The following is a 14,769-nucleotide window of genomic DNA, read 5'->3' on the forward strand; positions in this document are numbered from 1 at the left end:
AAGGCTAACACCGCTCGCGATAAGGGGGAGTTCTCCGCCTCGGTGTTCAACTGCCTTGCGGTGCCCGGATGTATGCCGAGGCCCGGCCTCGCGCGAAAGATATGGTGTGCCGATGGAAACGGACAGCGATGTGGTTCTCGCACACCATCTCGTGGACGTGGCGGACCGAATCTCCCTGGAATTCTTCGGCCGGCGCCCACCGACCCGCACGAAGGCGGACGGCAGCCCGGTCAGCGAGGCGGACCTCGCGGTGGAGCGGGCCCTGCTCGCCGTGCTGGCCGCCGAACGGCCGGCGGACGCGGTGCTGACGGAGGAGAGCGGAGCCATCGCGGACGCCAGGCGGCGCTGGATCCTCGATCCCATCGACGGCACGATCCCGTTCCTGCGCGGCGAGCGGGCCTGGGGCACGCACGTGGCCCTCGAAATCGACGGGGAGCTGCGGCTCGCCGTCCTCAGCCGCCCCACGGAGGGCGCCCGTTGGTGGGCCCGGCACGGCCACGGGGCCTTCGCCGCCACCACCGGGCAGCCCCTGTCGACGGAGCGCCGGCTGCGCCTGTCCCGTGCCGCCGCGCTCCGGCAGGCCCGGGTGGGCGGCTTCCTCTTCCCCGGCTCCCCCGCCGACGCCCTCCAGGAGCACGTGCGCTGGGTCGAGTCGGACGTGTGCCTGATCGGCGACCTCCTGGAAGGCCGGGTGGACGCGGTGATCGACGAGGGCGGGCACGTGTGGGACCGGGCGCCGGCCGCGCTGCTCGTACGGGAGGCGGGCGGCCACGTCGACGACCTGCACGGCAGTCACCGGCTCGACCGGCCGTGGCTGGTGTACGCGTCCCACGGGATCGCACGCGAACTGACGGAGCTGGTACGGGGCGTGGCCCGCTGAGCTGCGCGCCGGGCGGCCCTTCGCGCGGACCGCCCGGCGCGCGTCGTCAGACGGCGGGCACGCCCGCCACCGCCTCGCGGAATCCCTCCGCGGCCCGTTCGATCTCCTCCGCGCCCGACCCGGCGTGCACCCCGAAGCCCGCTCCCAGGTAGCTGTCGGACACGCCGGTGGCCAGCGCCACGGTCCGGCCGAGGATGTCGTCGGTGCGCGGCAGTGCGCCCGGTTCGCAGTGGTGCAGCGCCCGGCGGGTCCCGGGCGCGCGGAACGGTACGGCCGACCACTGTCCCCGCCCGAACGCGGCGAGTGTGGGCAGGCTGCCGTAGTAGTGCGTCGGCGAGTCGATGAGCGTCTTGACCCCGAGGCGGTTGGCGACGTCCTGCGCGTGCGCGGCGTCGTCGAAGACGTACACGGCGACCGTCCCGCACTCCCCCTCCCGGTCGTGCAGCGTCCGCTGCCGTACGCCGGGGAGTTCGCCGATGTGCGCCACCAGCTGCCGCTTGACCTGCCTGACCCGGCCTAGGATCCGGTCCAGCTTGCCGAGCTGGGCCAGCGCCACGGCGGCGTGCAGCTCGCCGAGCCCGAGGTTCATGCCGAGCAGCGGGTCGCCCTCGCCGTGGTCCTGGCGGTAGGGGAACCAGCCCTGGTCGTGGAAGGAGTAGGCGCGCTGGAAGACGCGGGGGTCGTCGGTCAGCACGAATCCGCCCGCGAGGGCCGTGATGACCTTGTAGTGGTTGAGGGAGAACGTCCCGGCGCTGCCGATCGTGCCCAGCGGGCGTCCCCGGTAGCTGCCGCCCGCGCTCTGCGCGCAGTCCTCGATCAACAGCAGTCCGTGCTCGTCGGCGAGCGCGCGCAGGGCGGTCAGGTCGGCGGGCGCGCCCAGCATGTGCACCGGCATGATCGCCTTGGTACGGGGGGTGATCTTGGCCCGTACGTCCGCCGGATCGAGGGTCAGCGACGCGTCGACCTCGGCGAGGACGGCGTCGGCACCGCAGTGGAGCACCGACGCGATCGAGGCGACGAACATGTACCCGGGCACGATCACCTCGTCGCCCGGCCCGATCCCGAGGCCGACCAGCGCGGCGATCAGCGCGGACGTACCGCTGTTGACGGCGAGGCAGTGTGCCGCCCCGAAGCGGTCAGCGGCGGCCCGCTCGAAGCGGCGGACCATGACCCCCTCGCCGGGGTCGTCGAACGCCTCCCGTGTGGCCTGCCAGCGGTCGAGCACCGCGAGCACGTTCGCGCGCTCCTCGTCGCCGATGCTTCCGTATCCCGGTCCCGGCACGGTTCCTCCCTGGTCCCTGCGTACGCTGATGTCGTCTGGTGCGGGTGTGCGCGGCCGGCGCCGGGCCGGTTCAGCCATGGGCCCCGGCGAGGATCGCGGCGAGCCGGCGGGACAGGGCCAGGGTGGTGAGCGACGGGTTCGCGGCGCCCAGCCGGGGGAAGACCACCGGCCCCGCCGCGTAGAGCCCGGCGAGCCCCACGCACTCATGACGGCTCGTCAGGACCGTGCCCAGCGGCAGGCTGCCGCCCTCGTGGTCCTCCGTGCCGAGCAGGCTCGTCCAGGTGTCCGGCATGCCGTGGGACAGGGTCCGGGTGCGTCCGGGCAGGACGAGGGTGTTGTCCCTGGCCGGGTCTCCGAAGTCCTCGAATTCCAGCGGGACCGGCGGCAGGCCCAGTTCCCGCGAGAGGTCCCGCCAGAACGCGCTCAGCCCGGCGCGCTGCACGCCGATCATCTCGCGGTCCTGCGCGTGCAGGGCGGTGCGTACCCGCGCCTGCCAGGGTGCCGGTCCCGTGGGCCGGCACTCCACCACGCTGTCGGGGTTGGGCAGTTGCTCGCCGGTCACCCGGACGTCGAGGAGCACGCCCTCGGACGCGGTGCGGTGAAGGTCCATCCGCAGGTACGAGCGGGTGGCGGCGCTCGTCGGCACGTAGTACGAGCCGGGTTCGAGACCGCGCGCGGCGAGGGGGCCGAGCGCGCCGTCCAGGCGGGCCGTGAAGCCCTGCACGATGTGGTCGGCGAGGTTGCCCAGCCGGGGTTCGCGCAGGGCGCCCGCCTCGGTCAGGGCCTGGATGGCGAGCCGGGTGCTCTCCACCGTACCGGCGCACAGGACGACGGTGTCGGCGGCGATCGCCGACACCCCGCCGGTGTCCTCGTCGCGTACCAGGACGCCTCGTGCCGTGGCGCCGCGCACCTGCACGGCCAGCACCTCGGTACGGCAGCGGATGCGGACCCCGGCCGGCGGCGCCGGGCGGCCCGCGCCGGTGCGCCAGTGGTCCAACGCGGTGTACGCCTCCCAGCGGACGCCGCCGGAAGCCTCGTCGGGCACGTACCGGCAGGCGCGTGGCAGTGGGCGGAACGCCAGGCCGCCGCACTCCACGGTCCGCTCGTCCGGTGCGGGCGGAGTGCCGTCCGTACCGGCGCTCCAGCTCATCAGGTCGGCGGTGACCCGCTTGTAGAGGGACGGGCCGCCGCACCAGCCGGCGGTCAGCGCGCCGGCCACGTCGGACGGCCAGTCGCGCAAGGCCCAGTCCTCCAGCGGCAGGATCACCCCGTGCCAGTACAGGGACCGCCCGCCCAGCCGGCGGCGCAGCCCGGAGATGCCGGTGTAGTGCGGCGCCGCGTCCGACACCCACGTCCGGCGGAAACACGGGTCGCGATCCGGCGCGAACACCAGTTCCGTCGCCGCGTCCTGGTCCTGCTCCAGGTGGATGTGGGCGAGGTCGTCACCGGGGCCGGCCTCCAGCACCAGGACGTCCCCGACGCCGTGCCCGGCCAGTTCCCCGGCGAGTTCCAGCCCCGCCAGCCCGCCGCCCACCACCACGATCCCGGCCCGCTCGGGAACCCGCCCGGCGAATGGCCCGGCGCCCCGTGTGTCGGCACCGGTGATTCCCGTTTCGGCATTGCCGGACATCATCGACTCCCCTGTCCGCTCCTCGTTTCCGGCCGTGCCCCGGGGCACGGCCGGCCGTACCGACCGAATGGTGCGCAGCAGCGTACCGACCCGTTCGACTGTGGAGGTTCCTCACTCGAACGGAAACCGGTGCCGCCCGGCCCGCCGACAGTGGCGTACGCCGCACCGGCGTGCGTAGATTTCCACGAATTCACGTGTGGGCCGCCGCGGCCGCCGGCCGTTCCCCGGCCCGGTCGCGTATGCCGATCCGTCACCTCCTCGGAAGGCTGGGGCAACTATGGGAAATTCTTTGGCGCTCGTCGGCGGTCCCCGACTGGCCGACCGGGAATGGCCACGCTGGCCGCAGCCGGGAGACCGCGCGCTGAAAAGCCTCGAAGACGTACTGGAAAGCGGCCGTTGGACGATCAGCTGCGCCTATCAGGGCCGTACCTCGTACGAGCAGCAATTCGCCACGGCATTCGCCGAGTACTGCGGCTCCGCCCTGTGCATACCGACGTCGACCGGGACGGCGAGCCTGGCCATCGCCCTGGAGGCGTGCGGGGTCGGCGCCTTCGACGAGGTCGTGGTCCCCGGACTGAGCTGGGTGGCGTCGGCGTCGGCGGTGCTCGGCATCAACGCGGTGCCGGTCCTGGTCGACGTCGACCCCCGGACGTACTGCCTCGATCCGGCGGCCGTCGAGGCGGCCATCACCGACCGGACCCGGGCCATCACCCTGGTGCACGCCTACTCGGCCATCGCCGACCTGGACGCCCTCCTGGAGATCGCGCGGCGGCACAACCTGCCGCTGATCGAGGACTGCGCGCACGCGCACGGCGCCCGCTACAACAACTGGCCGGTCGGCGCCTTCGGCACCGCCGGGGTCTTCAGCATGCAGGGCAGCAAGCTGCTGACCTCCGGCGAGGGCGGCGCGGTGGTCACCGACGACCCCGAGGTCGCGGTCCGCGCGGAACACCTGCGCGCGGACGGCCGGGTGCTGCGGCGCGAGCCGGTCGGCGTCGGCGAGATGGAGCTGCTGGAGACCGGGCAGCTGATGGGCAGCAACGCGTGCCTGTCCGAGTTCCACGCGGCGGTGCTGCTGGACCAGCTCGACCTGCTCGACGAGCAGACCTTACGGCGCAGCAGGTCCGCCGACCACCTCAGCGCGCGCCTCGGCGCGATAGGGCTGACGGTGCAGGGGACGGCCACGGGGACGACCGACCGCGCCTACTACCGCTACGCGGTGCAGCTGCCGGACGAGATCCTGGCCGTCGCCCCCGTGCACCGCATCGCCCAGGCGCTCACCGCGGAGCTGGGCTTCCCGGTGACGCAGACGCACCGGCCGCTGAACGACAACCCGCTGAACCGGCCGAGTTCGCGGCGGAGGTTCGCCACCGACGCGGAGTACATGGCCCGGGTGGAGCCGTCGCAGTTCGACCTGCCGGTGGCCCGGCGCATCCACGCGAGCGTGGTGAGCTTCGGCCACGAGGTCCTGCTGGCGCCGCTGGACGCCATCGAGGACATCGCCCTCGCCTTCGAGAAGGTCCTCGCCCATATCCGCGAACTCGCCGAGTGAGCGGTGACCGCCGGGCCGTCGCGGCCCGGCGGTCCGGCGTCCGGCCGTCACAGCGCGCTCGGGACCGCTTCCCCGCGGACGGCGGCGTGGATCCGGCCGGCGAACACCTCCGGCGCGTCGACGTGCAGCGTACGCATCCCGAGGGCGGCGCCCACCCGCAGCACGGCCGCCCGGTCGTCGATCAGCAGGGTCTCGGCGGCGGGCACCCCGATCCTGCGCATGGCCTCGGCGAAGTACGCTCGCGACGGCTTCACCTGGCGGATGTGCCAGGACGAGCACAGCGTGTCGAACATCCGGAAGTGCCGGAACGCCTCGTCCTTCAGGCGGTCCCAGTGTTCGGCCTCGTTGTTGGTCAGTACCACCGTCAACCGGGGATCGTCGCGGCGCACCTCCTGGAGCGCCCGGAAATTCTCGCGGTACGCGCGGACGCTGGCGAGGTAGGCCCCGTCCAGCCACCGGGTGTCCAGACGCTTCCCCTTTCGTGTCCAGCGCCCGGGATTGACCAGGCGCTGGAACACCTGATGCACGTGTTTGACGCCGCCTTCATAGAGAGGGGCGACGTCGTACACGCTGCGTTCCAGTTCTTCCCGGTCCAGGCCGTAGCGATCGGCTACCTGAACGAGGAATTCCGTCTCCTCGTTGATGTTGTTGTAGAGCACACCGCCCGCGTCCACGAAAAGCGCCCGAATCGTCATGCTGCTCCCTCGTGCCGAAACAATGGGGTCTTTCATACCGCAGACCCCGGTTGGCGGGAAACAGTGGAATTCCCGGGCACCACGACGCGCCGGTGACACGGAATCACTCAAACGCTGGCCGGCTCCCGCTGTTCGAGCTGTACGGCGAATTCCTGCCACATACGGGCACAGGTGCGGGCCAGCTCCGCGACGGTTTCGCGGCAGTGCGACGGCACCCCGGCCAGCACCCGCTCCCATTCCTGGTTCTCCGTCGCCTGGACGTCCAGCCAGCGCAGCAGCGCACGTCCCGCGTCGGTGAAGCGCAGGGACGGGTCCTTGCGCAGCTTGTGCAGCATGGCGATCCGCTCCCGGCCCGCCGCGTGCGAGGCTTCCGCGTCAGCGCGGTGGCCGGCCGGGTCCGCGGCTTCGCGGTGCCGCTGCTGCCCGTCGGCCGAACGCTGCCTGGGCGGAAGCGGGTCCTCGCCGTTGAGCAACCGTTTGCGGACGTCGGAGACCGTGCCCAGGGAGATGCCCGCCGCCTTGGCGATCTCGCGCAGCGGGGTCTGCGGATTCTCGGCGATCAGCTCGCTCGCGCGCCTGCGGCCTTCCGCCCCGTCGACGGGCCGCGCCCTGCCGTCCCGGCCGACCCGGACCCGCAGCGGCGGCAGGTCTCCGGCGGGCTGCCGCAGTACGCCGACGGTCTTGGCGTTCAGGCCGGTCACCGTACCGATGGCCCGGTCGGACCACTGGGGGTGCGACCGGATGATCCGGGCCGCTGCCCGCTTGCGTTCCGCGAGGGAGAGCGGCAGGCCGTGCGCGACGTTCGCCTGGACCGCCAGGACGAAGGCGTCCTTCTCGTCCCCGTCGAAGAAGCACACCTCGATCTCGGTCTCGCCGCGCAGCGTGGCCGCGCGAAGCCGGTGCATGCCGTCGACGACCCGCATCGTGGAGCGCTGGACGACGATGGGCGGCAGGGGCGCGCCGCACTCGGCGAGCAGGGTCGCGTGGGCGTCGCGCTCGCCGTCCGTACGGGGCGAGTCGGCCGGCAGCAGGGAAGCGACCGGCACCTTCTCCGTACGGCCGGGTAACGAGAGGCCGTCACCGACGAGTTGGGCGAGCAGTCCGGCCGGGGTTCCGGACCAGGCGTCATCGGCTGTGGGTTCATCGATCACTGAACAGTCTCCCGTGGATGTTTCGCCAACTGCCCATCCGTACCGGCACGCCAGGAAGGGTGCTCCCCGGCGGCCGACGCCTCACCGGTCACTGTGGTGACCAGTAAGCGCACGGAAATTTCGAGCAACATCTGCCTCTCTGCCAACTGGAGCAAACAGAAAGTCAACTTTCCGGCCGGATTCCGCCCCTTTCGGGAAGGATTCAGCCAGCCGCGCCTGGAGCCGTCTCGCGTTGCTCGGCAGGTCCGCTTCCCGTACGGCGACGGGGCCCGCCCGCACACCGCGCGTCCCGGGGCGCTCGAAGGTCCAGCACGGCGGCGACCAGCGCCACCACGAAGATCAGCACGTAGATGTTGCCGAGGACGAACGCGAGCGGCCCGCCCGCCAAGACCGGTTTCGCGTCGTCGTCCATCGGATCCGCCAGGGCCAGCAGCCCCGGTACGGTGAGCGCGACCAGCACCATGGCCGGCAGCCACCGGCCGCGCCGGCGCGGCCGGCCCGCCACCCACACCAGGAACACCCCGAACGGCACCAGCCACACCCAGTGGTGCCCCCAGGACCACGGGGACACCATCGCCCCGCACAGGCCGCACAGCGACACCGCCAGCAGGTGTTCCCCGCGCCGCGCCGCCCGTACCGCGAGTGCCAGCGCGCCCAGTCCGGCCGCGGCACCGAGCAGGAGCCACAGCACCAGGGCGGGGGCCTCCGGCACGCCGGTCTTCATGAGGAGCCCGCGCAGCGACTGGTTGTGCCGCGACGCCGGGTCGGTGTGGATGCGGCTGAGGTCGGCGAACCGGCCACCCAGCCAGAAGTCGCCCGCGGCGGCGGGCACCAGGAGGAAGCTCACCAGCACGGTCCCCGCCGCGCACGCCGACGCCACGGCGGCCTGGCGGTACCTGCGGGCCGCGACCAGGTAGGCCACGAAGATCAGCGGCGTGAGTTTCAGCCCCGCCGCGATCCCGACGCCCACGCCCCGGGCCCGGTGGTCCGCGCGCCCCGTCAGGTCGGCCAGGACCAGCGTGACCAGCAGCAGGTTGATCTGCCCGTCGATGAAGTTGCTGTGCACCGATTCCAGGGCGAAGGACGCGCCGGTCACGGCGATCACCGCGGGCACCAGCCGCCGCCCCCGCACGCCGAGCGAACGCCACGACCGCGCCACGACGAACGCCAGCAGGACGCCGTTCAGCACCGCCACGAGGGCCTTCGCTGCCGCCGTGCCCAGCAGGGCCAAGGGTGTGAACACCAGGGCCGCGAACGGCGGATAGGTGAAGCGGAAGTCGTACCAGACCGGCGCGCCGTAGAGGTCCCCGCCGGCCAGCACCGTCTCGCCGCCCGCCCGGTACACCTCCAGGTCGACGGCGTCGGCGTTGCCCGCGAGCACCACGCTCACGATGCCGAACAGGCCCGCTCCGCCGATCAGGATCGCGTAGCCGGCCTTTCGCGCGGCCGACCGGTTGCATTGCAGCTTCGTGTTCATGCGTGTACGTCCAAGCGCTGGAAGGCGGGCCAGATACGCGGCCACGGTTGCTCGGGCCGGCTGACGAGGGAAATCGGACGGCCTTGGTAGTCGGTGTCGATGCGCAGTCCGTTGTCGACGACGGCGACCTGCCGGATCTCGCCGAAGTGCGCGCGCACCGCGGGTTCGGGACGGCCGACGTAGATCAGGGAGTTCCGGTCGGCGCCGGGCGCGCCGAAGAACCAGAAACCACGCGAGCCGCTGTACACCGGTGGCAGTCCGCGGGCCGGGCCGAAGTACGCCAGGGCCGAGGCCACCCAGTAGTCGTCGGACATGATCACCGTGCGGTCCCGCCGGCCGGGGGGAAGCCGGTGGTAGATCTCCCCCACCTGGTCGGCCAGTTGCGGCCAGCCGATCTCGGAGCGCTTGTCGAAGCGGTGGTGCGGCTTGCCGACGTACGACTCCTGCGGCAGCAGCGGCAGGTCGAGGAGCGGCCAGGCCACCGACACGACGAGTGCGGGGTACAGCGGCCAGCGCCTGCGCCGGCGGCCCGCGGTGGGCGCGGCCGACCACCGCCGCTGGAAGCCGACCGCGCCCACCGCCCACAGCACCGGGAACACACCGTGGAGGTAGTAGGCACGCCCATTGCTCAGTACGACGAACCCGGCCACCAGCAGAGCTGCCACGGCCAGGAACCGGTACGGCGCCAACTCCCGCTCGGTGAGCAGGCGCGCGATCCCGTACAGCCCCAGCACCAGCCCGAGCACCGGCCCCAGCCCCAGGACCATCAGCGCCAGATTCGCCACCGTACCGTCGCGTTGGGTCACTTCGGCGGCGATGGCCTGCCCCATCCGCAACTGCGGCCACCCGTGCTGGTGTTGCCACACCAGTGTCGGTACGGCCGACAGCAGCGCCAGGCCCGCGCCCGCCCACAACAGCGGCCGGGCGAGCATCCCACGGGGCCCGCACATCAGCGCCGCCACCAGGAGGGCGAGGCAGAACAGCGCGATCTGGAACTTCACCTGCACCGCCACCATGACGACGGCCCCCGCTGCGAGCAGCAGCCGATCCCGCTTGGCGCCCTCCCGGTGCAAACGTACCCAGCGCACCAGGAGCCAGCTCAGCAGCGTCCACAGCGGAACGTCGAAGGCCATGGTCGACAGCAACCGCCCCAGCGCGCCGAAGGCCAGCGCGCCGGCTCCCGCCGTCAGCCACTGCGCCCGCCGGCCCCCGCCGAACTCCCGGGCCAGCAGCGCCGCCAGCACGATCCCCGCGGCGGTGGCCAGGATGGCCGGGAGCCGCAGCACCCGCAGTGTGCCCGGGGCGAGGGTGTCCGCCAGCAGGGCCAGCAGCGGCACTCCCGGCGGCTGGTCGGCGTAGCCCCAGTCCAGGTGGCGCCCGGCGACGATGAAGTACAGCTCGTCGCCGTCGTATCCGTAGCGCCCGGCCAGCGCGAACAGCAGCGCGGCGGTGCCGGCCGCGATGCCGAACACCGGTGAGCGCGCCAGCGGGGGCAGCCGTGTTCCGCCGAGTCCGCCCACCGCACGCACGGATCGCCGGGCACTGTCGAACGAAGTCGTCACCTTGCTGCTCTCTTCAGGGAGGGGGCCCGCGGACAAGAGCGCCGGTAATACGGCAGGCATCGCGACCGACCAGTGTTCCCGGCGGTGGTCCGGCGTTCAACCGTGTAGGCCGCCCCGTTGAACATCAGACTGATATTCAAATGTCTGATGTTTGGCTGTACGGTGTCTCCATGGAACGCATCAGCACACCGCGGCGGACGGCAAGCCTGTCCGCGCAGCTCGTGAACAGTCTCCGCGCGCACATCGAGGCAGGCGGATGGCCGGTGGGCACACGCATCCCGCCGGAGCAGGCCCTCATCGAAGAACTCGGGGTCGGACGCAGCACCCTGCGGGAGGCACTCGGCGCGCTCGTGCACCTGGGCCTGCTGGAAGCGCGGATCGGGGACGGCACCTACGTCCGCGCGTCGAGTGAACTCCAGTCGGTCATGGTGCGGCGGGCGAGTGCCGCACAACGGGACAACGTGCTCGAACTGCGTACCGTCCTGGAGGAGTACGCCTCGGGAGCCGCCGCCCTGCGCCGCAGCGAGGACCAACTGCACCGATTGAAAGAGCTGCTGGCCGACGCCGACGCGGCCTGCGCCGGCGAGGACGTGTCCGCTGCCGAGAGCGTCGACGCGCTGTTCCACCGCGCCGTCGTCCGGGCGAGCGGAAACGACCTCCTGATCGAGGTGTACGACTACCTCGGTACGGCCCTCACCTCCTCCCTGGGCGGCCTGCCCTGGGACGCCGCAGGCGCCGAGGAGCATGCCGGCCTGCACCGGCGGCTCGTCGACGCGATCGAGGCCCGGGACGAGAGCGCCGCCCGCGACGCCGCGGCCGCGATCGTCCGGCTCACCCGCGACCACGAGGCCGGGACCGCGCGCGGGAGGGAGGACCGATGACGAGTCCGCGGTCGTCTTCGACACCCCCGACCGGCTCACAGCCCCCAACCGACGAGACCGGCGCGCGTACCGCCCAGCGCAGCGCCCACCTGTACGCGACGGATCCGCAGTTCCGGGACGCCGCTCCCCTGGACTCCGTCTCCGAGGCGATCCGGCGGCCGGGCTTACCGCTCCCCGACCTGGTGGCCACGGTGATGGAGGGGTATGCGGACCGCCCCGCCCTGGGCGAGCGCGCCACGGAGCCGGTCACCGACCCGGACACGGGCCGCACCACGCTGCGCCTGCTGGAGCGGTTCGACACGATTACCTACGGCGAACTGTGGGAACGCGTCGGCGCGGTGGCCGCCGAATGGCGGCACCACCCCGGCCACGCCGTGGGCCGAGGCGACTTCGTAGCGGTTCTCGGTTCCACGAGCGCCGAGTACACCGTGGTGGACCTGGCGTGCGTCCGCTCCGGCGCGGTGAGCGTTCCCCTCCAGGCCGGCGCCTCGGCGGGGCAGCTGGCTCCCGTCCTCGCGCAGACCGGGCCGCGCCTGCTCGCGGTGGACGTGGCACACCTCGACGTCGCACTCCAGGTCGCGGCGGACGCCCCGTCGGTGGGCAGGATCGTCGTGCTCGGCCACCACCCCGCCAGCACCGCTCACCAGGAAACGCTGGACGCCGCGCGCGGCCGGCTCGCGGCGCAGGGCCGAGGCGTCACCCTGGACACCCTGGCGTCGGTCGTCGAACGAGGCCGGGCTCTGCCACCGGCCCCCCGGAGCCCCGAGGGAACGGCCGCCGACGCGCTCAGCGCACTGATCTACACCTCGGGAAGTACCGGCACCCCGAAGGGCGCCATGTACACCGAACGCCTCGTCACGCAATTCTGGATCGACTTCGTGCCCGGCCAGGGCATGCGGCCGTCCATCGTGCTCAACTACCTTCCGCTGAGCCACATGATGGGCCGGGGCGTGCTGTACGGCACGCTCGCCAAGGGAGGCACCGCCCACTTCGTGGCGTCGAGCGACCTGTCGACCCTCTTCGAGGACCTCTCCCTGGTCCGCCCCACCGAGTTCATCATGGTGCCCCGCATCTCCGACATGCTCTTCCAGCGTTACCAGAGCGAGCTGACCCGCCGAAGCGGCGCGGGGGCGGGAGGCGATGCGGCCGGGCAGGCGGCCCGCGTGCAGGAGGAGCTGCGGGAGCGGACCCTCGGCGGCCGCCTCCTGCGGGTCGTCAACGCCTCGGCCCCGCTCAGCGCGGAGATGACGGCCTTCGTCGAGAGCTGCCTGCACGTCAAGCTGCTCGACGGCTACGGATCGACGGAAGCCGGAATCGTCTCGCTCGACGGCCGGGTGGTGCGCCCGCCGGTGACCGATCACCAACTGGTGGACGTGCCCGAGCTGGGGTACTTCCGCACCGACGCGCCGCATCCCAGGGGCGAACTGCTGATCAAGTCGGACCGGCTCGTTCCCGGCTACTTCCGGCGACCGGATGCCACCGCCCAGGTCTTCGACGAGGACGGCTACTACCACACGGGCGACATCATGGCCCGCACCGGCCCCGACGAGCTGGTGTACGTCGACCGCCGCTCCAACGTCCTCAAGCTGTCCCAGGGCGAATTCGTGGCCGCTTCCCGCCTGGAAGCCCTCTTCACCGGCAGCCCGGCGATCCGGCAAGTCTTCGTGTACGGCAACAGCGCTCGCGCCTACCTGCTCGCGGTCATCGTGCCCACACAGGACGCACTCGACCGCGCCGGCGAGAACACCCGGAACCTCAGGTCGATCCTGCGCGAATCCCTGCACCACCTCGCCACCGAAGCGGGCCTCAACTCGTACGAGATCCCGCGGGACTTCCTCATCGAGACCGAGCCGTTCAGCCAACAGAACGGCTTACTCTCCGGCGTACGCAAGCTGCTGCGTCCCGCGTTGGCGAAGCGCTACGGCGAGCGCCTCGAAGCGCTGTACGACGAGCTGGCCGAGCGCGGGACCGACGAACTCCAGGCGCTGCGCCAGGCAGGCCCGTCCCAGCCCGTACTGGAAACCGTGTTGCAGGCCGCCCGGGCGCTGCTCGGGCACCAACAGGATGACGTGAAGCCCGGCACACGCTTCCTCGAACTCGGCGGCGACAGCCTGTCCGCGCTGTCGTTCTGCCAGCTCCTGAAGGAAATCTTCCAGGTGGACGTCCCTGTCGACGTCGTCATCAACCCGGTCAACACACTCCGGCAGGTAGCCGGTCACATCGAGAAGGCCCTCGCGTCGGGACACCGGCGCCCGACCGCCGACAGCGTCCACGGACCGGGCGCGACGCGGCTCCTGGCGGGCGATCTGACGCTCAACGCGTTCTTCGGCACGGAGCCCATGGCAAAGGCCGGCAGGCCGTCCGGCCCACTGCCCCAGGCACGGACCGTTCTGCTGACCGGCGCCAACGGCTACCTGGGCCGCTTCCTGTGTCTGGAATGGCTGGAGCGCGTCGCGCAACGCGGTGGCACGCTGGTGTGTGTGGTCCGCGGCAGCACCGACGAGTCGGCGAGGGCACGGCTCGACGCCGCCTTCGACAGCGGCGACCCGGAACTCCTCCAGCACTATCACCGCCTGGCCGCCGGGCACTTGGAAGTGGTCGCCGGCGACATCGGCGAGACCGGCCTCGGACTCGACGAGAAGACCTGGCAGCGGCTGGCCGACACCGTGGACCTGATCGTCCACCCGGCGGCACTCGTCAACCACGTCCTGCCGTACGACCAGCTGTTCGGCCCCAACGTACTGGGCACGGCCGAACTGATCAGGCTCGCGGTCACCTCCCGCGTCAAACAGTTCACCTACCTGTCGACGGTCGCCGTCGTCTCCGGGTCCGAGGCCGCGGCCGACGAGGCGGCAGACATCCGCACGGCCTGCGGGGAGCGCGACCTCGACAACGGCTACGCGCATGGGTACGCGGCCGGCAAGTGGGCGGGCGAGGTGCTGCTGCGCGAGGCGCACGACACGTTCGGCCTGCCGGTCGCCGTGTTCCGCTCGAACCTGATCCTCGCGCACCCGCGCTACCGGGGCCAGCTGAACATCCCGGACGTCTTCACCCGCCTCCTGCTCAGCCTGCTGGCGACAGGCATCGCCCCGGGCAGCTTCTACACCCGGGGCACGGACACCGGAGCCGGCCACTTCGACGGACTCCCCGTGGACTTCACGGCACAGGCCATCGCCTCACTGGGCGACAGCACACGCGAGGGATACCGGACCTTCAACGTCGTGAACCCACATGACGACGGCATCTCACTCGACACGTTCGTCGACTGGCTGACGGCGGCCGGACACCCCCTGACGCGCATCCACGACTACGACGCATGGCTCGACCGCTTCGAGACCGCCTTGCGCCGCCTTCCCGACCGCCGGCGGCAGCATTCGCTGCTCCCCTTGCTGCACGCCTTCGCAAAGCCGGCGGAACCCCTGCCCGGCTCCGCCCTGCCGGCAAACCGATTCCGCACGGCAGTACGAGCCGCCGCCCTCAACGAGGAGAACGACATCCCCCACCTGACACAGGACCTGATAACCAAGTACGTGACAGACCTCCGGTCACAAGACCTGCTGTGACCGGACCTCCGCCGGCGATCAGCAGGTAGGGCGCAGGCCGGCGGCGTGGGCGAGCCGCGCGCTCGGCGCCACGGCTCTCGCCGCCGGGGCCGGCAG

10 protein-coding genes are annotated in these 14,769 nt (G+C 72.0%); 4 read left to right on the forward strand and 6 right to left on the reverse strand.

The genetic code is table 11. The features are described 5' to 3' along the window. The first annotated feature begins 112 nt into the window (after window positions 1-112). The gene (locus ACH4OW_RS16450; RefSeq protein WP_360136477.1) at window positions 113-880 is read left to right on the forward strand and encodes an inositol monophosphatase family protein; all 768 of its coding nucleotides are present in this window, start codon (window positions 113-115) and stop codon (window positions 878-880) included. A gap of 46 nt (window positions 881-926) precedes the next feature. On the opposite strand, the gene ACH4OW_RS16455 is transcribed toward ACH4OW_RS16450, so the two are convergent. Continuing rightward, a complete protein-coding gene (locus tag ACH4OW_RS16455) occupies window positions 927-2,162 on the reverse strand; it encodes a DegT/DnrJ/EryC1/StrS family aminotransferase (protein ID WP_398028317.1) in 1,236 nt (411 codons plus the stop codon). A gap of 70 nt (window positions 2,163-2,232) precedes the next feature. Next, complete coding sequence (locus ACH4OW_RS16460; RefSeq protein WP_398028319.1) at window positions 2,233-3,795, reverse strand: GMC family oxidoreductase; 1,563 nt, start codon at window positions 3,793-3,795, stop codon at window positions 2,233-2,235. A 274-nt stretch (window positions 3,796-4,069) separates the two neighbouring features. Between ACH4OW_RS16460 and ACH4OW_RS16465 the strand changes: the two genes are divergently transcribed. Further along, entirely contained in the window at window positions 4,070-5,344 is a 1,275-nt protein-coding gene (locus ACH4OW_RS16465) for a DegT/DnrJ/EryC1/StrS family aminotransferase (protein ID WP_360136480.1), read from the forward strand. Between the two features lie 47 nt (window positions 5,345-5,391). Here the strand turns inward: ACH4OW_RS16465 and ACH4OW_RS16470 are convergent, their stop codons facing one another. The 4 genes from ACH4OW_RS16470 to ACH4OW_RS16485 form a co-directional block, all read right to left on the reverse strand. Then, the gene (locus ACH4OW_RS16470; RefSeq protein WP_398028321.1) at window positions 5,392-6,039 is read right to left on the reverse strand and encodes an HAD family hydrolase; all 648 of its coding nucleotides are present in this window, start codon (window positions 6,037-6,039) and stop codon (window positions 5,392-5,394) included. 107 nt (window positions 6,040-6,146) lie between these two features. Then, window positions 6,147-7,190 carry a ParB N-terminal domain-containing protein gene (locus ACH4OW_RS16475; protein WP_398028323.1) on the reverse strand — a complete coding sequence of 348 codons (1,044 nt, stop codon included), beginning with the start codon at window positions 7,188-7,190 and terminating at the stop codon, window positions 6,147-6,149. A gap of 202 nt (window positions 7,191-7,392) precedes the next feature. Further along, entirely contained in the window at window positions 7,393-8,667 is a 1,275-nt protein-coding gene (locus ACH4OW_RS16480) for a glycosyltransferase 87 family protein (protein WP_398028325.1), read from the reverse strand. Then, window positions 8,664-10,229, reverse strand: coding sequence for a glycosyltransferase family 39 protein (locus tag ACH4OW_RS16485; RefSeq protein ID WP_398028327.1), 1,566 nt, complete (start codon window positions 10,227-10,229; stop codon window positions 8,664-8,666). The genes ACH4OW_RS16480 and ACH4OW_RS16485 overlap by 4 nt, the downstream gene beginning before the upstream one ends. 170 nt (window positions 10,230-10,399) lie before the next feature. Between ACH4OW_RS16485 and ACH4OW_RS16490 the strand changes: the two genes are divergently transcribed. Further along, window positions 10,400-11,110, forward strand: a complete 711-nt coding sequence (locus tag ACH4OW_RS16490; protein WP_398028329.1) for a FadR/GntR family transcriptional regulator — start codon at window positions 10,400-10,402, stop codon at window positions 11,108-11,110. Continuing rightward, window positions 11,107-14,673, forward strand: a complete 3,567-nt coding sequence (car, locus tag ACH4OW_RS16495; protein WP_398028331.1) for a carboxylic acid reductase — start codon at window positions 11,107-11,109, stop codon at window positions 14,671-14,673. The genes ACH4OW_RS16490 and car overlap by 4 nt, the downstream gene beginning before the upstream one ends. Window positions 14,674-14,769 lie beyond the last annotated feature (96 nt).

The sequence above is a fragment of the Streptomyces sp. NPDC017056 genome (assembly GCF_044332485.1).
Lineage (GTDB): Bacteria > Actinomycetota > Actinomycetes > Streptomycetales > Streptomycetaceae > Streptomyces.

Excerpts from the sequence above, each read along its gene's own strand:
- ACH4OW_RS16450 (WP_360136477.1), top strand. The coding sequence starts at position 113 with ATGGAAACGGACAGCGATGTGGTTCTCGCACACCATCTCGTGGACGTG.
- ACH4OW_RS16460 (WP_398028319.1), bottom strand. The coding sequence starts at position 3,795 with ATGATGTCCGGCAATGCCGAAACGGGAATCACCGGTGCCGACACACGG.
- ACH4OW_RS16465 (WP_360136480.1), top strand. The coding sequence starts at position 4,070 with ATGGGAAATTCTTTGGCGCTCGTCGGCGGTCCCCGACTGGCCGACCGG.
- ACH4OW_RS16470 (WP_398028321.1), bottom strand. The coding sequence starts at position 6,039 with ATGACGATTCGGGCGCTTTTCGTGGACGCGGGCGGTGTGCTCTACAAC.
- ACH4OW_RS16480 (WP_398028325.1), bottom strand. The coding sequence starts at position 8,667 with ATGAACACGAAGCTGCAATGCAACCGGTCGGCCGCGCGAAAGGCCGGC.
- ACH4OW_RS16490 (WP_398028329.1), top strand. The coding sequence starts at position 10,400 with ATGGAACGCATCAGCACACCGCGGCGGACGGCAAGCCTGTCCGCGCAG.
- car (WP_398028331.1), top strand. The coding sequence starts at position 11,107 with ATGACGAGTCCGCGGTCGTCTTCGACACCCCCGACCGGCTCACAGCCC.